The organism is Xylophilus sp. GW821-FHT01B05 (assembly GCA_038961845.1).
Lineage (GTDB): Bacteria > Pseudomonadota > Gammaproteobacteria > Burkholderiales > Burkholderiaceae_C > Xylophilus.
In genome coordinates, this window is the sequence record CP152408.1 from 3,673,516 (window position 1) to 3,689,932 (window position 16,417).

Here is a 16,417-nt window from a genome sequence, read left to right on the forward strand (position 1 = left end):
AATGTCTCCGAAAACGCGATTACGGCAGCGAGACAGACCGGTGGGGATCAGCCCTTTGCTGCGGCGTAGCGTCGAGCCACTTCGGGCCAGTTCACCACGTTGAAGAAAGCAGCAATGTACTCGGGACGGCGGTTCTGGTACTTCAGGTAGTACGCGTGTTCCCACACGTCCAGGCCCAGGATCGCGGTGTTGCCAGAACCCACGCCTTGCACCAGCGGGCTGTCCTGGTTGGCGCTGCTTTCCACAGCCAGCTTGCCGTTCTTGCCCACGCTGAGCCAGGCCCAGCCGCTGCCGAAACGGCTGATGGCGGCCTTGGTGAAGGCTTCCTTGAAGGCGTCGAAGCCGCCCAGGTCGCTGTCAATGGCCTTGGCCAGGTCACCTTCGGGCTTGGCGCCGGTGGCGGGTGCCATCACGGTCCAGAACAGGCTGTGGTTGTAATGGCCTCCGGCGTTGTTGCGCACCGCATTGCGGATGCCTTCTGGCAGCGACTCCAGGGATGCCAGCAGTTCTTCAACCGGCTTGCCGTCGTAGGGGGTGTCCTTGACCGCAGCGATCAGGTTGTTGATGTAGGCCTGGTGGTGCTTGGAGTAGTGGATCTCCATCGTCTGCGCATCAACATGCGGCTCCAGTGCATCGTAGGCATAGGGAAGGGTGGGAAGCGTATAGGCCATCGAAAACTCCATATGGATGAGTGGGGAAGGGTTGTCACCCGCGGCACGGCAGATGGGTTCTCCATACCGCGAACCTTCGACTTTTAACATGCTTTTGAAGTCCTTTCTGGAGGCTGGACTCGCAAACTGCGGCCCGGTGCCCGCTCGCATCCGCCGCCGGTGCGGGGTCAATGCAGCGGCTGTAACAGCCTGCGCCCCGCTCCCTGCACAATTGGGATATGTCCACCGCTACCGTGCATGCCGTTGCCTTACAGGACCTGCGCCCCGGCCGCGCAGGCCTGCTGCCGCGTGGCACGCCCGGCACGCTGCTGCAAGACCAGCTCGGCCGCCCGCTGCGTGACCTGCGCATCAGCGTGACCGACCGCTGCAACTTCCGCTGCAGCTACTGCATGCCCAAGGAAGTCTTTGGCAAGGACTACCCCTACCTGCCGCATGCGGCGCTGCTGAGCTTCGAAGAGGTCACCCGGCTGGCGCGGCTGTTCGTGGCGCAGGGCGTGCACAAGATCCGCCTCACCGGCGGCGAGCCGTTGCTGCGCAAGGACCTGGAACGGCTGGTAGGGCAACTCGCCGCGCTGCGCACGCCCGATGGCTTGCCGGCCGACCTCACGCTCACCACCAATGGCTCGCTGCTGGCGCGCAAGGCGCGTGCGCTGCGCGACGCCGGCCTGCAGCGGGTCACGGTCAGCCTCGACGGGCTGGACGACGCGGTGTTCCGCCGCATGAACGACGCAGACTTCCCTGTGGCCGACGTACTGCACGGCATAGACGCCGCGCTGGCCGCCGGCCTGGGCCCGGTAAAGGTCAACATGGTGGTCAAGCGCGGCACCAACGAGCAAGAGATCCTGCCGATGGCGCGGCATTTTCGTGGCACCGGCGTGGTGTTGCGCTTTATCGAATACATGGACGTAGGCGCCACCAACGGCTGGCGGCTGGATGAGGTGCTGCCCTCGGCCGAGCTGATCAACCGACTGCGTGCCGAGCTGCCGCTAGTGCCCCTGCAAGCGACCCAGCCCGGCGAAACCGCCCAGCGTTGGGGCTATGCCGACGCCCATGGCCACCACGCGCCAGAGCTGGGCGAGATCGGCGTCATCAGCAGCGTGACGCAGGCTTTCTGCCACGACTGCAACCGCGCCCGGCTCTCTACCGAAGGCAAGCTCTACCTGTGCCTGTTCGCCAGCCAGGGCCATGACCTGCGGGCCTTGCTGCGCGGCGGCGCGGCAGACGCCGACATTGCTGCCGCCATCGCCGGCATCTGGCAGGGCCGCGGCGACCGCTACTCCGAGTTGCGCGCAGCCCAAGCGCCCGACACTGCCGCCGCCGGCCGGCGGGTCGAGATGAGCTACATCGGCGGCTAGCCATGGCCGCCATTGCCTTGGCAGATATCACCGGCCTGGTGCTTGCCGGTGGCCGCGGCAGCCGCATGGGCGGCATGGACAAGGGCTTGCAGCCCTTTCGCGGCCAGCCGCTGGCCCTGCATGCGCTGCAGCGCCTGGCACCACAAACCCGGCAGTTGCTGGTCAACGCCAATCGGCACGCGGCCGATTACGCCACCTGGGGCTACCCGGTGGTGGCCGACGCGGCGCCAGACTTTGCCGGGCCGCTGGCCGGCATGCTCGCCGGATTGCAGCACTGCCGCACCGGCTGGCTGGTCACGGTGCCCTGCGACAGCCCGCTGTTTCCGCTGGATCTGGTGGCCCGCTTGGCCGCCGCCGCGCCGCACGGCATGGCCGTGGTCGCAGCCCGCGCCGACGCCACCGCAACGCCACGCCTGCAACCGGTGTTCTGCCTGATGGCCGCCCGGCTGGCGCCGGCACTGGCGGACTACCTGGCCCGGGGCGGCCGCAAGGTCGGGGAATGGGCCGCGCAGCAAGAAGCCGTGCGGGTGCCCTTTGGGCCGCCGCAAGACGCCCCACTGGCGTTTGCCAACGCCAACACGCTGGAAGAGCTGGCCGCGCTGGAAGCGGCTAGTTAATCCGCCTGCGGCGCAGCAGGCGCCGGGATGCGGCCCAGCGCCACGTCTACCCCCAGGTTGGCCAGCGCGTCGGCCCGCTCATTGCCCGGGTCACCGTTGTGGCCGCGTACCCAGCGCCATTCGATCTTGTGGCCCGAGGTCTGCACCAGCGCATCAATGCGCTGCCACAAATCGACGTTCTTCACCGGCTCCTTGCTGGCAGTGCGCCAGCCGCGCGCCTTCCAGCCATGGATCCATTCGGTGATGCCCTTGAGCACGTACTGGCTGTCGATGTAGAGCGTGACATCGCAGGGCCGCTTGAGGGCGGCCAAGGCCTCAACCACCGCCGTCATCTCCATGCGGTTGTTGGTGGTGGAGCGCTCACCCCCAAAAAGCTCCCGCTCGGTCATGCCCGACTTCAGCAGCGCGCCCCAGCCGCCAGGACCAGGATTGCCCTTGCAGGCGCCGTCGGTGTAGATATCAACGTGATTCAAAAGGGAAGACTTTCGCAAAGATGTGTCAAAAACGGGGTGGTGGCGGCGCCATGGGACCACGGCTTGCAACCGACGCGGGGGTGGCAGCGGTGCGCGCGGGCACGGTCTTCCAGCCGGGGTCCATCAGGCGCATGCCATGCACGCGCTTGACCGCGACGACGAAGTACGCGGCACCAAAGATCGGCCACCAGCGGTCGCCCAACTGGTCCATCCAGGCGTAGCGGTCCAGCCAGCGCTGGCTGCGCACCGCCGGGCGCCAGCAGCCGAACTGTACCGACTCCACCTCGAAGGACAGCAGCCGCAGCCAGTCGCGCAAGCGCCAGTAGCCAATGAAATCCACCGCATCCGGCAGGTAGCGGCGGCCAAAGCCCAGGCGCTGGGCCAGCAGCGCGCGGCGCTGCTTCAGGCCCCAGAAGCTGACCGGGTTGAGCCCGCAGATGACTACGCGCCCCTCCGGCACCAGCACCCGCTCGACCTCGCGCAGCGTGGCATGCGGGTCAGCGCTGGTCTCCAACGCATGCGGTAGCAACAGCAGATCCAGGCTGGCTGCGGCAAAAGGCAAGGCGGTGGAATCCGCCACCAGGGCGGCCTGCACCGGGGCGCCCGCAGGCCCGGCTTCACAGTTGGTGCCCAGTTGCCAGTGGTGCGGCATGCGGTTGGCCCGCAGGCCGTCGAGCAACGGCAAACCCAGTTGTACCCCGTGGTAGCCAAACAGGTCAGCTACCGCCTGATCGAAGCATTCTTGCTCCCATTGCAGCAAGTAACGTCCCGGAGGGGTGTCAAACCAGGGGTGCAAACCTATAATTTCGTCGCTCATGACCTTGGAACCGCTGCCCGCCTTTTCCGACAACTACATCTGGATGCTGCACGAAAGGCAGCGGGCCGTGGTGGTCGACCCAGGCGAAGCCGGGCCGGTGTTCGAGGCACTGCAGGCCCAGGGCCTGCAACTCGACGCGATTCTAGTCACCCACCACCACCATGATCACACCGGCGGCGTCGCTGCACTGCGCGAAGCCACTGGCGCCCGGGTCTATGGCCCCGCCCACGAGGCCGTACCCGAGCCGGCCGTGCGCCTGTCGCAGGGCAGCACGGCAGAGGCCCTGGGCTTGCGCTTTGACGTCATCGATGTGCCCGGCCATACCGCCGGGCACATTGCCTTTTGGTGTGCCGATGCAGGCGGTGCGCCTGTGCTGTTCTGCGGCGACACGCTTTTCTCCGCTGGCTGCGGCCGCCTGTTTGAAGGCACCCCGGCGCAGATGCTGGCCTCACTCGACGCGCTGGCCGCGCTGCCGGGCGATACGCGCGTGTGCTGCGGCCATGAGTACACCTTGTCCAACCTGGCCTTTGCCCTTGCCGTAGAACCCGGCAATGCGGCGCTGGCCGACTACGCCGCAAGCTGCCAAAGCCTGCGTGCCGAAGGGCGGCCCACGCTGCCCTCCACCATCGCGCTCGAGCGCGAGGTCAATCCCTTTCTCAGAAGCCGCACCAACGCCGTCGCCCAGGCCGCGCGTCGCCATGCGCCTTCTGCCCCCCACGACGAGGCCGGCATCTTTGCCGTCCTGCGTCAATGGAAGAACGAATTCCGATGAAGCTGATTACCGCCGTCTGGCTGACCCTGGCCCTGTTCCTCACCGGCTGTGCCACCGCCCCCTCCCCCCAGACTGCGGGATCCGCGACCGGATCGTCCCCGCCGCCCACCGCCTCCCGAACGCCGGTGGTGCCGACCGGCCCGCTGCAGCCGATCACCACGGGCAGGATCCAGCCCCATGACGTGGCCCAGCTCGCCGCGCCGGCGGACCTGTGGGAGCGCATCCGCCGCGGCTTTGCCATGCCGGATCTGGACAACGACCTGGTGCGCGACCGCGAGCAGTGGTATGCCACCCGGCCCGACTACATGCAGCGCATGACCGAGCGCTCGCGCAAGTACCTGTTCCACATCGTCGAAGAGCTGGAGCGCCGCGGCATGCCGACCGAACTCGCCCTGCTGCCCTTCATCGAGAGCGCCTTCAACCCGCAGGCGGTGTCCAGCGCCAAGGCGGCAGGCATGTGGCAGTTCATGCCGGCCACGGGCAGCGACTACCAGTTGAAGCAGAACCTGTTCCGCGACGACCGACGCGACGTGCTGGCCTCGACCCGGGCCGCGCTCGACTACCTGCAACGGCTCTACGGCATGTTCGGCGACTGGCAACTGGCGCTGGCGGCCTACAACTGGGGCGAAGGCAGCGTGAGCCGCGCCATCGCCAAGAACGCCAAGCTCGGCCTGCCCACCGGCTACAGCGACATCTCCATGCCCAACGAGACACGCTACTACGTGCCCAAGCTGCAGGCGGTGAAGAACATCGTGGCCCACCCCGAGGCCTTCAACGCCGAGCTGCCGCTGATCGAAGACCACCCCTACTTCCAGTCGGTGGAGATCACGCGCGACATCGACGTGGCACTCATCGCCAAGCTGGCCGATGTGGATTTGAAAGACTTCAAGGAGCTGAACCCCTCGGTGCACCAGCCAGTGATCTTTGCCTCTGGCACGCCACAGATCCTGCTGCCCTGGGACAACGCCGCCGTGTTCCGCCGCAACCTGGACGCCTATGCCGACGGCCAATACGCCAGTTGGACGGCCTGGACCGCGCCCAGCACCATGACCGTGGCCGCAGCCGCAGAGCGCTTTGGCATGTCGGTGGCCGACCTGCGCCAGCTCAACAATATTCCGCCACGTATGCTGATCAAGGCCGGCTCGGCGCTGGTGGTGCCACGCTCGGCCAAGGTGCAGCAAGACGTGGCGGTCGAAGTGGCCGACAACGGGCGCCTGGCGCTGGCGCCCGAGATCGTCACCCGCCGCACCATGGTGAAGGCCCGCAAGCGCGATACGGTCACGACCGTGGCACAGCGCTATCGCGTCACCCCCGCCGACGTCGCGACCTGGAACGAAGTCAAGTCCAGCACCACCTTCCGCTCGGGCGAGCAACTGGTGGTCTACCTGCCGGTGTCCGTCGGCAAGAAGGCGTCGGCCGCGCCGGCGGCGCGCCGCACGGGCCACGCTGCAACCGCCAAGAAAACCGCCGCCAGCAGCCCGCGCCCCGCCGCCAAGGCCACCACCAAGCCCGCGCCCAAGAAGCACCGCTGATGCGGGCCTTGTGCCCCGCAAAAGCCAAACGCTGACATTGCCTGTCGGATAAGGCGCACAGCCTTATCGCCGCTCCTGTCCCTACGATGGCCGTGGTTTCTCGCTGCCATAACAGACGGTCCCACGCCGTCGACAAGGAACGGCCATGCCCCACGACAACGCCCGGCGCGGTTTCCTGCGCCATTCGATTGCCATCGTGCCCGTCGCAGCCCTGAGCGGTGCCGCCTGCACACAAGAGACACCGCCGGCCTCCGCCGCACCGCCACCTGCCGGCGCGTCGGCCGTGCCTTCCGCCGCTTATTCCCCCGCCTTCTTTCACGCGCCTGAATGGGCCTTCATCCAGGCTGCGGTGGCAAGGCTGATCCCGGCCGACGACACCGGGCCCGGCGCCATCGAGGCCGGCGTGCCGGAGTTCATAGACCGCCAGATGGATGCCAGCTTCGGCCACGCCGCGATCTGGTACATGCAGGGTCCTTTCGTCGATTCACCGCCCGAGTTTGGCTACCAGGGCAAGCTGCCGCCGCGCGATGTGTACCGCGCCGGCATCGAGGCCTGCGACGCCTACTGCAAGAACACTTTCAGCGGCAAGACCTTCGCCCAGCTCGATGCCAGCCAGCAGGACCAGGTGCTGAAGGGCCTGGAGTCCGGCGAGGTGAAGTTCGACAACCTCTCAGCCAAGACCTTCTTCGGCTTTCTGCTGCAGAACACCAAGGAGGGCTACCTGAGCGACCCGATCCATGGCGGCAACAAGAATGCCGGCTCGTGGAAGATGATCGGCTTCCCCGGTGCCCGCGCCGACTTTGCCGACTGGGTCGGCCGCCCCGGCGTGCGCTACCCGCTGCCGCCCGTCAGCATCAACGGGCCGCAAGGCTGAGGAGCGCGGCATGGCAACGCAAAAGAAGCCCGCCGTCGATGCGGTACTGGTCGGCTTTGGCTGGACCGGCGCCATCATGGGCATGGAACTCACCGCCGCCGGCCTGAAGGTGCTGGCCCTGGAGCGCGGCGAGATGCGCGACACCAACCCCGACTTTGCCTACCCGCGCATCACCGATGAGCTGTCTTACGGCATCCGCGGCAAGCTGTTCCAGAACCTGGCCAAAGAGACGGTCACGGTGCGCCACACGCCGGCCGAGGTCGCCGTGCCGTACCGGCAGTTGGGCTCATTTCTGCCGGGCGATGGCGTGGGCGGTGCCGGCGTGCACTGGAACGGCCACCACTGGCGCCCGCTGCCGGACGACCTGCGCATCCGCAGCCGCTACGAAGAGTGCTACGGCAAGAAGTTCATCCCCGGGGGCATGCACCTGCAGGACTGGGGCGTGGGCTACGACGAGCTTGAGCCCTTCTTCGACCAGTTCGAGAAGGTCTGCGGCATCTCCGGCAAGGCCGGCAACCTGCTGGGCAAGATCCAGCCCGGCGGCAACCCGTTCGAGGGGGCGCGCAGCAGCGAATTCCCGCTGCCGCCGCTGGCCACCATCAACAGCGCCCTGCTGTTCGAGAAGGCCACGAGGGAACTGGGCTACCACCCGTTTCCGCAGGCTGCCGCCAATGCCTCGCGCGCCTATACCAACCCGCATGGCGCGCAGCTCGGGCCCTGCAACTTCTGCGGCTTTTGTGAGCGCTTTGGCTGCTACATGTATTCCAAGGCCTCGCCGCAGACCACGCTGCTGCCAACGCTGATGCACCGGCCCAACTTCGAGCTGCGCACCCGCTCGCACGTGATCCGCGTGAACATGGCGGCCGACGGCAAGCGCGCCACCGGCGTGACCTACATCGACGCCCAAGGCAACGAGGTGGAGCAGCCGGCCGATCTGGTGATCCTGTGCGCCTACCAGTTCCACAACGTGCGCCTGCTGCTGCTCTCCGACATCGGCCAGAAGTACGACCCGGCCACCGGCCAGGGCGTGGTCGGCCGCAACTACGCCTACCAGCTCAACGGCGGCGCCTCGCTGTTCTTCAACCAGGACCAGCCGATGAACCCCTTCGTCGGCGCCGGTGCCAGCGGCAGCGTGATCGACGACTTCGACGGCGACAACTTCGACCACGGCCCGCTCGGCTTCATCGGTGGTGCCAGCATCAACTGCATCACCACCGGCGGCCGGCCGATCCAGCAGATGAGCGTGCCCGCCGGCACCCCCGCCTGGGGCGCGGGCTGGAAGCGCGCCATCAAGGACAACTACCTCTACACCACCGGCGTGGGCAGCCAGGGCTCGGTCATGTCCTACCGCGACAACTACCTGGACCTGGACCCGACCTACAAGGACGTCTACGGCCAGCCATTGCTGCGCATGACCTTCGACTGGAAGGCTAACGACATCGCCATGACGCAGTTCATCGGCAGCAAGGTCGAGGGCATTGCCAAGGCCATGGGGCCGCGCCAGTACCAGCTCAGTTTCAAGAAGCCCGGCGACCACTACGACCTGCGCGTCTACCAGTCCACCCACAACACCGGCGGCGCGCCCATGGGCACCGACCGCAGCACCAGCGCCGTCAACCGCTACCTGCAGGTGTGGGACGTGCCCAATGTCTTCGTCATGGGCGCCAGCGCCTTCCCGCAAAACTTTGGCTACAACCCGACCGGCATGGTTGGCGCCCTCGCCTACTGGGCGGCCAAGGCGATACGCGAGCAGTACCTGAAGAACCCCGGCGCCCTGGCGTAAAGGAGACGACGATGAACATCTCGCTTCCCTTGCTGGCCGCTGTGGCTTTTGCTGCGACCCCTGCGCTGGCCCAGAATGCCGCGCCCGCCAACCCACAGGTGATACGCGGCGAATACCTGGCCCGCGCCGGCGACTGCATCAGCTGCCACACGCGACCGCAGGGCGCACCCTTTGCCGGCGGCCTGCCCATGGCCACGCCCTTTGGCACCATCGTCTCGACCAACATCACGCCTGACACCGAGCAAGGCATAGGCAGCTACACGCAAGAAGACTTCACCCGCGTGCTGCGCGAAGGCCGGGCCAAGGATGGGCATCGCCTGTACCCGGCCATGCCCTACACCAACTTCGCGCGGCTCAATGACGAAGACATGCAGGCGCTCTATGCCTACTTCATGAAGGGCGTGCAGCCGGCCAGGCAGGACAACGCCAAGACCGCGCTGCGCTGGCCCTTCAGCATGCGCGGCCTGATGGCTGGCTGGAACCTGCTCTACCTCTCCGGCAAGCCCTATACGCCGGACGCCGCGCAAAGCGCCGAGTGGAACCGCGGCGCCTACCTGGTGCAGGGCCTGGGCCACTGCAGCGCCTGCCACACGCCGCGCGGCGCCACCGGGGCCGAGAAGGCCTCTACCGACAAGGACGGTGACGCGTTTCTGTCAGGCGCCGTGATCGACGGCTGGTACGCCCAGCCGCTGCGCAATACCGCCGAGCCCGGCCTGGCGACCTGGTCGCCGCAAGACATCGTCGAGTACCTGAAAACCGGCCGCACCGGCCACACCGCAGCCTTCGGGCCGATGGCGCAGGTGGTCACCAACAGCACGCAGTACATGACGCGGGAAGACCTGGGCGCAATCGCCATCTACCTCAAGTCGCTGGGTGGCAGCGGCGCGGCGCCTGCAGCCGCGGTGGCCCCGGCAGCAGACCCCACGGCCATGGCTCTGCGCGACGGCAAGGTCGAGCAGCGTGGTGCGCTGGTCTACCTCAACAACTGCAGCGCCTGCCACCGCTCCGACGGCCAGGGCGCGCAGCGCACCTTCCCCACGCTGGCGCGCAACAGCGCCGTGGCGGCAAAAGACCCCACCTCGCTGATCCGGCTGGTACTGCAGGGCTCGGCCATGCCCTACACCACCGAGGCGCCGTCCGAGCTGGGCATGCCCGGCTTTGGCTGGCGCCTGACCGACGACAACGTCGCCGACCTGCTGAGCTTCGTGCGCAGCAGCTGGGGCAACAAGGCCGCCGCCGTCACGCCGCAAGAGGTGGCCAAGGTGCGCAGCGCGGTGGCCAAGACCACCCCGACCGCCTCGCGCTAGCGCGTGCCGAAGAGCCCGAGCAGGCCCATGATGATCAGGTACAGCGCCACGATGTAATTCAGCAGGCGCGGCATGACCAGGATGAGGATGCCGGCGATCAAAGAGACCACCGGGCCGATGCTGAAACCTAAAACCATGGCAAGTCCTTGCAGTGAGTGCGCCGCAGGCGTGCGGCATAACACGACACCTTAGGGCGCGGCCGCCCGGGCCATGTAACCGGGCACTGCCGGTGCCCGGAAAATATTGGTAAAAAGTGCCTCTAGCCCAGGCGGGACCTGGGCATATAGCTATAAATATTGCAGCAGTCGCGGGGCGGCAGGTGCGGCTCAGGCCTGGAAGCGCATCTTGGCCCGCCGCGCAAAGTCGTTGGTGAAGAGCCTGGCGAGGTCGATCTTGCTGCGTTGCACCGCCGGGTCGAAGCTCGCCAGCGCACGCACCGCAGTGGCCGGCCCCTGCTCGGGCACCAGGCCGTCGGGCGAGATGGCCTCGCGCATCTTGCCAAAGGCAGCAAGGTAGAGCGCACGGTCGCCCAGCCAGTAGCTCTCAGGTACCGCCTTGAGGATGTCGCTGGGCCCGGCGGTCTGTATCCACTTCAGGGCATGCACGATGGCGCTGGTCAGCGCCTGTGCGGTGTTGGGGCAGCGGCCCAGGAACTCTGTGGGCGCATACAGGCAGGCGCCGAGCATCGGGCCGCCAAACACCTCTTGCGCGCCCCTGAGCGTGCGCGTGTCGCTGATCACGCGGATGTCGCCCCTTTGCTCCAGCATGGTGATGACCGGATCGACATTGCTGATGGCATCGATCTGGCCCGAGCGCAGTGCCTCCAGCGCCTCCCCCGCAGCGCCAACGCCGACAAAAGTCACATCAGACGGCTTCAAGCCCGCCTGCGTCAGCAGCAGGTTGATCGCCATGTTGGTGGACGAACCGGGCGAGGTCACGCCGATCCTCTTGCCCTTCAGATCGGCCAGGGTCTTGTACTGCGCCATGGTCTTGTGCGATACGCCCACCACGATCTGCGGCGCGCGCCCCATCAGCACAAAGCAGCGGAAGAACTGCTGCTTGCTCTGCAGGCTGACGGTGTGCTCGAACGCGCCGCAGCAGACGTCGGCCACGCCATCGACCACGGCCTGCAATGAGCGCGAGCCGCCGGCGAAATCGCCGATATCCACCTGCAAGCCCTCTGCCTTGAAAAAGCCCAGTTGATCAGCAACCGTCAACGGCAGGTAGTAGAAGCTGCCCTTGCCCCCCACGGCGATCACCACGCGCGACTTCTCCAGCGTTGGCCGCTGTGCATGCAACAGGCTCGGCACGGCCAGTGTGGCGGCGGCCAGCGATGCGGCCATGCCAAAGCCGCGGCGACTCAAGAGGGGAAAGCGAGGGGGTTTCATCAGCACCGCCAGCTTAGCGGCGCAGCTTTTGCTGCCGCATCGGGACCATCCCCCAGCGGGTAAGCACGTACCGGGTAAGAGGGAACTTCCGCCGCTCAGCGATAGCCCGCAAACAGAATCGCCACGTTGAGCAGCAGGCCCACCGTGTACGCCGCGCTGCGCAGCGAGGGGCGGTTGGCGATGTAGAGCAGGCTGTAGACGATGCGCGTCAGCACCCACGCCACGGCCAGCAGATCAACGCGGCCCTGCGGCGCGCCCAACTGGTGGGCGATCACCACCGCGCCAATGAAGAAAGGCAGGTTCTCGAAGCCGTTGCCTTGCGCCGCAGCGGCCCGGGCGCGCCAACCATCCAGCCGCGACAGCCACTCGCGCGGCGCGTGGTTGTCGAAGTCCTTGCGCCCGCGCTTGGCCGCGGCAGAACAAAAAACCGGCAGCAGCGCGGCAGCCAGCACGCACCAGTAGGCAACGGTGAAATGGGGCATTTCAGCTTTCCTTGGTGCTGCAACTCAGAAGGCCGCGGAGCAGGCCAAGCACAGACATCCGCAGAACCGGCTTTGCCGGGCCGCAGGATGTGCCCCCTTGAGCGGGCTGGCGAAGACGCGAAGCGCGCAGCCTGGGGGTGTTCATCGCCTATCGGCCAGCGCATGGGCGATGGTGCCCAGGTCCACAAACTCCAGTTCGCTGCCCACCGGCACGCCGCGCGACAGGCGCGTCACGCGCAGCCCGCGCGCGCGCAGGCCTTCGGTGATGACGTGGGCCGTGGCCTCGCCTTCGGCGGTGAAGTTGGTGGCCAGGATCACCTCTTGCACCGTGCCGTCGGTGGCGCGGTCAAACAGCTTTTGCAGGCCGATCTCTTTCGGGCCTATGCCGTCGAGCGGCGAGAGCCGGCCCATCAGCACGAAGTAGCGGCCCTGGAACGCGCCGGTGCGTTCCATCGCGGCCTGGTCAGCCGGGGTCTCGACCACGCAGAGCTTGCTGAAGTCGCGCTCGGGGTCGCTGCAGACCTCGCAGATTTCGGTCTCGGTGAAGGTATGGCACAGCGCGCAGTGCCGCACATGGGCCACGGCCTGGTGCAGCGCCTGCGACAGCTGCTCGGCGCCCGGCCGGTCGTTTTGCAGCAAATGAAAGGCCATGCGCTGGGCCGATTTGGCGCCGACGCCGGGCAGGCGCCGCAGCGCCTGTACCAGCACGTCAAGGGAATCAGAAGTGACCGCCATAGCTTCAGCGCGCAGGCGCTGCCTGTATCTGGCTGCGGTAGAGCGTGGGCCAGTCGCCGGGCGAGCCCGCGCAGCGCCGCTGCTCATCACGCGAGGCGGCCTGGAAGGCCTTGCCATCAAACACCCAGCCCAGCGCCACACCACAGTCGCCAATGCCGCGCCCCTTGGCAAAGCTGCTGAGCGTGGCGGTGGCCGGGTCGTAGACGGGCTCGGTCAGCACGCCAGCGTCTTTGTCGTCTGGCTGGCCGGGCAGGCCGCCCGGCACCGCCGGCAACAGCAGCGGGCGCGCACGCTCCGGCGCATTGCGCGGCACGCGCAGCACCAGAGCACTGGATTGGTAGGGCCCGCGCCAGCACTGCAGCAGCACCAGCGCATCGTCGGCCGTCAGCGGCTGCGCCTCGTCGATGGCGGGCTCGGCGCCGGGCGCATCGCAGCGCTTTGCCAGCAGTGCGGACTGGCGCTCGCGCACCGTGCGCACAAACTTGTCGGCATCGGCCAGCGGCGCGGGCTCGGGCGCCGCGCGCAGCACCGGCAGCACGCCTTCGGCCGGCACCTGCGTGGCCGGTGCGCGGCCTGGCTTGACCAGGGCCGACACGTTGCCGACGCGGCCCTGCACGTCATCCATGAACAGTGCGGCGGCGGCCAGTCCATCGAGCGAGAGCTGCTGCGGCTGTGGTGTGGTCGCGGTATCGACGCTGAATGCCTGGGCCAGCAAAAGGCTGCGGGCCAGCCGCAGCGCCGCCGCGTCCTCTATCAGGCGGTAGCCGCCTTCGCCATCGGCCATCCAGATGCTGCCCGCGCCGGCCGGCTGGTCGGCGCTGTCGAGCAGGCGCTGGTCCAGCCGCACCGCAGCGGCAGGCAGCGGCTTCTCGCCAGCCAGGTAAATCTCTACCGCGCCCCCTGGCCCGGCCGACCGCGCCAGCGCCAGCCGCAGCTCGACCTCATCGCCAGAGGCCGGTGCCAGCCGCGCCTCGCAGCGCCGCAGGTTGTCGCAAGCGACGATCCAGTCGCGGAACTCGCGGTAAGCCGGCACAGCAGGTGCCGCCTGAACGGCAGCAGCCCCCAACGCCAACAAAACGCCCCCAAAACCGCGCACGCCCCTCCCAAGCCAAGAACGCCGCGGATCCGGCTCCGCCGGTCCGCTGGCGTTGCCCCCCTTCGACAAGCTCAGGGCAGGCTCTGCAAGGGGGTTGGCGTAGCGACACGCAGTGCGCGCAGCCTGGGGGTGTTTCATCTAGAACGGGAACTTCATCCCGCCGGGCAGCCCGGGCATGCCGGCGGTGATCTTGCCCATCTTTTCCTGGCTGGTGTCCTCGGCCTTGCGCACGGCGGCATTGAAGGCGGCGGCGACCAGGTCTTCGAGCATGTCCTTGTCTTCGGCCAGCAGGCTCGGGTCGATGGTGATGCGCTTGACGTCGTGCTTGCAGGTCATCAGCACCTTGACCAGGCCGGCGCCGGACTCGCCTTCGACCTCGATCGTGGCGAGTTCGTCTTGCGCCTTCTTGAGGTTGTCTTGCATGGCCTGGGCCTGCTTCATCAAACCGGAGAGTTGGCCTTTGTTGAACATGGAATTCCTTGTAATTGCGATGAAGAGATGTAGCTCAAGCGCCCTGCAGGGGCAGTGGCTTGATGCTTCCGGGGACGATTTTCGCGCCAAAGTCGCGCACCATCTGCTGCACGAAGGGATCGCTCTCGATGATCTCTTCGGCGCGGCGCTGGCGTTCGGCGGCGGCCACCGCATTGCGGCGCGCCGGGCTGTCGATGACCACGCCCACTTCCACGCCCAGGGCATCGGCATGGCCGGCCTGGGCCAGCGCGGCGCGCAGGCGCTCGCGGCTGGTGGGTTGGTTGAGCGATTCGCGCTCGACGCGCAGCATCCAGTGCTTGCCGTCACGCGCGACCAGTTGCGACTGCAGGGCCAGCTCACGCACCAGCGCGCTAATGGCCTCGGCCGCGATCAGCTCGCGCACCACGGCGTACCAGACCTCGCCCTCTTCCGTGGGCGTGAAGCTGGCCGCCACCGGCCGGCCGGGCACGAAGGGCTCGCGCGCCTGGGTGCGCGGGCCGGGCTCGGGCTGTATGCGCACCGGGATTGCTACAACTTCAGTAGCTATATGCCCAGGCGCAGCCTGGGCTAGAGGCATATTTTGTTCATATTCCCGCTCGTCCTCCTGCTCCCAGGGCGGGCCGTCGGAGTCGAGCGGCGGCGGCATGGGCGCATCGCCGTAAGAGTCACTGGGCGCGGGCTCTGCCACCACAGGGGCTGGCGCGGCTGCGGCGGGTGGCTCTACGCGGGCCACGGGAGCTGGGGGCGCTGGAGGAACCGGGGCCGGAGCGACGGCAACGGCGACGGGTGCTGGAGCGGGTACCGGCGCAGGCTTAGCAATCGGTGCAGGCGCCGCGACCGGTGCCTGCACTGGCCGCTCAGCCGTTTTCAGTGTTTTTTTTTCCGCCGCGGCGGCTGCCGCCCCGGGCTTGAAGGCCAACAGGCGCAGCAGCACCATGGTCAGGCCGGCGTATTCGTCGGGCGCCAGGCCCAGCTCGGTGCGGCCGTGCAGGCACAGGCTGTAGAGCAACTGGGTTTCGTCAGCCGGCATGGCCTCTGCCAGGGCGGCTATCGCGACCGCCTCGGTATCGGTCGCATCGACTGCCGCAGCCATCTGGGGCACGGCTTGCAGCACCGCCATGCGTTGCAGCACCACGCTCATTTCTTCCAGCGTGGAGGCGGCCGACAAGCCATGCGTGCGCAGCGTCTCGGCGGTATCCACCACCGCACGGCCGTCGCCTTCGGCCAGGGCGCCGATCAGGTTGAACACGTGCGAGCGGTCCACGCTGCCGAGCATGCGGCGCACCGACTCTTCTTCCAGCCGGCCATTGCCGAAGGCGATCGCCTGGTCGGTCAGCGACAGCGCATCGCGCATGGAGCCACGCGCCGCGCGCGACAACAGGCGCAGCGCCTGCGGATCGGCCGGCACGTTCTCGGTCTGCAGCACGGATACCAGATGCTGCTGCACCGTCTCGGGCGCCATCGGCCGCAGGTTGAACTGCAGGCAGCGCGACAGCACAGTGACCGGCACCTTCTGCGGATCGGTCGTGGCCAGCACGAACTTCAGGTACTCGGGCGGCTCCTCCAGCGTCTTCAGCATGGCGTTGAAGGCGGTGTTGGTGAGCATGTGCACTTCGTCGATCATGAAGACCTTGAAGCGGCCCGCGACCGGCTTGTAGACCGCCTGCTCCAGCAGCGACTGGACTTCGTCCACGCCACGGTTGGAGGCGGCGTCCAGCTCGGTGTAGTCAACAAAGCGGCCGGCGTCGATGTCCCGGCAGGCCTGGCACACGCCGCAGGGCTGGTCGGTAATGCCGCCCTGGCCATCCGGCCCGATGCAGTTGAGCGACTTGGCCAGGATGCGCGATACGGTGGTCTTGCCGACGCCCCGGGTGCCGGTGAAAAGATAGGCGTGGTGCAGCCGCTGCGTCTGCAGGGCATTGGAGAGCGCCTGCACGACGTGCTCCTGGCCGACCATCTCCGTGAAGTTTCTGGGACGGTATTTACGGGCAAGCACGAGGTAGGACATGCGCCAGGATTCTACGGGGCGCGCGGGCCGATTCCG

General features: G+C 67.5%; 17 protein-coding genes. 7 read left to right on the forward strand and 10 right to left on the reverse strand.

Going from position 1 to position 16,417, the window contains the following annotated elements:
- Nucleotides 1-47: 47 nt before the first annotated feature.
- On the reverse strand, nucleotides 48-671 hold the full coding sequence (locus AAFF27_17100; GenBank protein XAH21733.1) for a superoxide dismutase: 624 nt from the start codon (nucleotides 669-671) through the stop codon (nucleotides 48-50).
- A 218-nt stretch (nucleotides 672-889) separates the two neighbouring features.
- Here AAFF27_17100 and moaA point away from each other — a divergent pair, with 218 nt between their 5' ends.
- On the forward strand, nucleotides 890-2,026 hold the full coding sequence (gene moaA / locus AAFF27_17105) for a GTP 3',8-cyclase MoaA (GenBank protein ID XAH21734.1): 1,137 nt from the start codon (nucleotides 890-892) through the stop codon (nucleotides 2,024-2,026).
- 2 nt (nucleotides 2,027-2,028) lie between these two features.
- Complete coding sequence (mobA, locus tag AAFF27_17110) at nucleotides 2,029-2,643, forward strand: molybdenum cofactor guanylyltransferase MobA (protein XAH21735.1); 615 nt, start codon at nucleotides 2,029-2,031, stop codon at nucleotides 2,641-2,643.
- On the opposite strand, the gene rnhA is transcribed toward mobA, so the two are convergent.
- Together rnhA and AAFF27_17120 are read right to left on the reverse strand one after the other, a co-directional pair.
- Nucleotides 2,640-3,116, reverse strand: coding sequence for a ribonuclease HI (gene rnhA, locus AAFF27_17115; GenBank protein ID XAH21736.1), 477 nt, complete (start codon nucleotides 3,114-3,116; stop codon nucleotides 2,640-2,642). The genes mobA and rnhA overlap by 4 nt on opposite strands.
- A 25-nt stretch (nucleotides 3,117-3,141) precedes the next feature.
- Nucleotides 3,142-3,933, reverse strand: coding sequence for a methyltransferase domain-containing protein (locus AAFF27_17120; GenBank protein ID XAH21737.1), 792 nt, complete (start codon nucleotides 3,931-3,933; stop codon nucleotides 3,142-3,144).
- On the opposite strand from AAFF27_17120, the gene gloB reads away from it, so the two are divergent.
- The 5 genes from gloB (at nucleotide 3,932) to AAFF27_17145 (ending at nucleotide 10,201) form a co-directional block, all read left to right on the forward strand.
- Nucleotides 3,932-4,705: a hydroxyacylglutathione hydrolase gene (gene gloB, locus AAFF27_17125; GenBank protein ID XAH21738.1), complete on the forward strand. Its 774-nt coding sequence runs from the start codon at nucleotides 3,932-3,934 to the stop codon at nucleotides 4,703-4,705. The two genes, AAFF27_17120 and gloB, sit on opposite strands and share 2 nt — an antisense overlap.
- Nucleotides 4,702-6,237, forward strand: coding sequence for a transglycosylase SLT domain-containing protein (locus AAFF27_17130; GenBank protein ID XAH21739.1), 1,536 nt, complete (start codon nucleotides 4,702-4,704; stop codon nucleotides 6,235-6,237). The genes gloB and AAFF27_17130 overlap by 4 nt, the downstream gene beginning before the upstream one ends.
- Nucleotides 6,238-6,382: 145 nt before the next feature.
- The gene (locus tag AAFF27_17135; protein XAH21740.1) at nucleotides 6,383-7,111 is read left to right on the forward strand and encodes a gluconate 2-dehydrogenase subunit 3 family protein; all 729 of its coding nucleotides are present in this window, start codon (nucleotides 6,383-6,385) and stop codon (nucleotides 7,109-7,111) included.
- Between the two features lie 10 nt (nucleotides 7,112-7,121).
- On the forward strand, nucleotides 7,122-8,894 hold the full coding sequence (locus tag AAFF27_17140) for a GMC family oxidoreductase (protein XAH21741.1): 1,773 nt from the start codon (nucleotides 7,122-7,124) through the stop codon (nucleotides 8,892-8,894).
- A gap of 11 nt (nucleotides 8,895-8,905) precedes the next feature.
- Nucleotides 8,906-10,201: a cytochrome c gene (locus tag AAFF27_17145; protein ID XAH21742.1), complete on the forward strand. Its 1,296-nt coding sequence runs from the start codon at nucleotides 8,906-8,908 to the stop codon at nucleotides 10,199-10,201.
- Here AAFF27_17145 and AAFF27_17150 read toward each other — a convergent pair.
- The 7 genes from AAFF27_17150 to dnaX form a co-directional block, all read right to left on the reverse strand.
- Nucleotides 10,198-10,338 carry a DUF3096 domain-containing protein gene (locus tag AAFF27_17150; protein ID XAH21743.1) on the reverse strand — a complete coding sequence of 47 codons (141 nt, stop codon included), beginning with the start codon at nucleotides 10,336-10,338 and terminating at the stop codon, nucleotides 10,198-10,200. The two genes, AAFF27_17145 and AAFF27_17150, sit on opposite strands and share 4 nt — an antisense overlap.
- A gap of 189 nt (nucleotides 10,339-10,527) precedes the next feature.
- Nucleotides 10,528-11,589, reverse strand: a complete 1,062-nt coding sequence (locus AAFF27_17155; GenBank protein ID XAH21744.1) for an ABC transporter substrate-binding protein — start codon at nucleotides 11,587-11,589, stop codon at nucleotides 10,528-10,530.
- A gap of 95 nt (nucleotides 11,590-11,684) precedes the next feature.
- Complete coding sequence (locus AAFF27_17160; GenBank protein XAH21745.1) at nucleotides 11,685-12,071, reverse strand: MAPEG family protein; 387 nt, start codon at nucleotides 12,069-12,071, stop codon at nucleotides 11,685-11,687.
- Nucleotides 12,072-12,212: 141 nt separating this feature from the next.
- Nucleotides 12,213-12,806 carry a recombination mediator RecR gene (gene recR, locus AAFF27_17165; protein ID XAH21746.1) on the reverse strand — a complete coding sequence of 198 codons (594 nt, stop codon included), beginning with the start codon at nucleotides 12,804-12,806 and terminating at the stop codon, nucleotides 12,213-12,215.
- A gap of 4 nt (nucleotides 12,807-12,810) precedes the next feature.
- Nucleotides 12,811-13,839 (reverse strand): DUF1176 domain-containing protein, encoded by a 1,029-nt coding sequence (locus AAFF27_17170; GenBank protein XAH21747.1) that lies wholly within the window; start codon nucleotides 13,837-13,839, stop codon nucleotides 12,811-12,813.
- Nucleotides 13,840-14,040: 201 nt separating this feature from the next.
- Nucleotides 14,041-14,373 (reverse strand): YbaB/EbfC family nucleoid-associated protein, encoded by a 333-nt coding sequence (locus AAFF27_17175; GenBank protein XAH21748.1) that lies wholly within the window; start codon nucleotides 14,371-14,373, stop codon nucleotides 14,041-14,043.
- Nucleotides 14,374-14,407: 34 nt separating this feature from the next.
- Entirely contained in the window at nucleotides 14,408-16,381 is a 1,974-nt protein-coding gene (dnaX, locus tag AAFF27_17180) for a DNA polymerase III subunit gamma/tau (GenBank protein ID XAH21749.1), read from the reverse strand.
- Between the last annotated feature and the right edge of the window lie 36 nt (nucleotides 16,382-16,417).

Bases quoted from the DNA above. Each gene is read 5' to 3' on its own strand.
- AAFF27_17155 (XAH21744.1), bottom strand. From the start codon at position 11,589: ATGAAACCCCCTCGCTTTCCCCTCTTGAGTCGCCGCGGCTTTGGCATG.
- AAFF27_17130 (XAH21739.1), top strand. From the start codon at position 4,702: ATGAAGCTGATTACCGCCGTCTGGCTGACCCTGGCCCTGTTCCTCACC.
- AAFF27_17175 (XAH21748.1), bottom strand. From the start codon at position 14,373: ATGTTCAACAAAGGCCAACTCTCCGGTTTGATGAAGCAGGCCCAGGCC.
- moaA (XAH21734.1), top strand. From the start codon at position 890: ATGTCCACCGCTACCGTGCATGCCGTTGCCTTACAGGACCTGCGCCCC.
- dnaX (XAH21749.1), bottom strand. From the start codon at position 16,381: ATGTCCTACCTCGTGCTTGCCCGTAAATACCGTCCCAGAAACTTCACG.
- AAFF27_17120 (XAH21737.1), bottom strand. From the start codon at position 3,933: ATGAGCGACGAAATTATAGGTTTGCACCCCTGGTTTGACACCCCTCCG.
- AAFF27_17150 (XAH21743.1), bottom strand. From the start codon at position 10,338: ATGGTTTTAGGTTTCAGCATCGGCCCGGTGGTCTCTTTGATCGCCGGC.
- recR (XAH21746.1), bottom strand. From the start codon at position 12,806: ATGGCGGTCACTTCTGATTCCCTTGACGTGCTGGTACAGGCGCTGCGG.
- AAFF27_17145 (XAH21742.1), top strand. From the start codon at position 8,906: ATGAACATCTCGCTTCCCTTGCTGGCCGCTGTGGCTTTTGCTGCGACC.
- AAFF27_17160 (XAH21745.1), bottom strand. From the start codon at position 12,071: ATGCCCCATTTCACCGTTGCCTACTGGTGCGTGCTGGCTGCCGCGCTG.
- AAFF27_17140 (XAH21741.1), top strand. From the start codon at position 7,122: ATGGCAACGCAAAAGAAGCCCGCCGTCGATGCGGTACTGGTCGGCTTT.
- AAFF27_17100 (XAH21733.1), bottom strand. From the start codon at position 671: ATGGCCTATACGCTTCCCACCCTTCCCTATGCCTACGATGCACTGGAG.
- AAFF27_17135 (XAH21740.1), top strand. From the start codon at position 6,383: ATGCCCCACGACAACGCCCGGCGCGGTTTCCTGCGCCATTCGATTGCC.
- gloB (XAH21738.1), top strand. From the start codon at position 3,932: ATGACCTTGGAACCGCTGCCCGCCTTTTCCGACAACTACATCTGGATG.
- mobA (XAH21735.1), top strand. From the start codon at position 2,029: ATGGCCGCCATTGCCTTGGCAGATATCACCGGCCTGGTGCTTGCCGGT.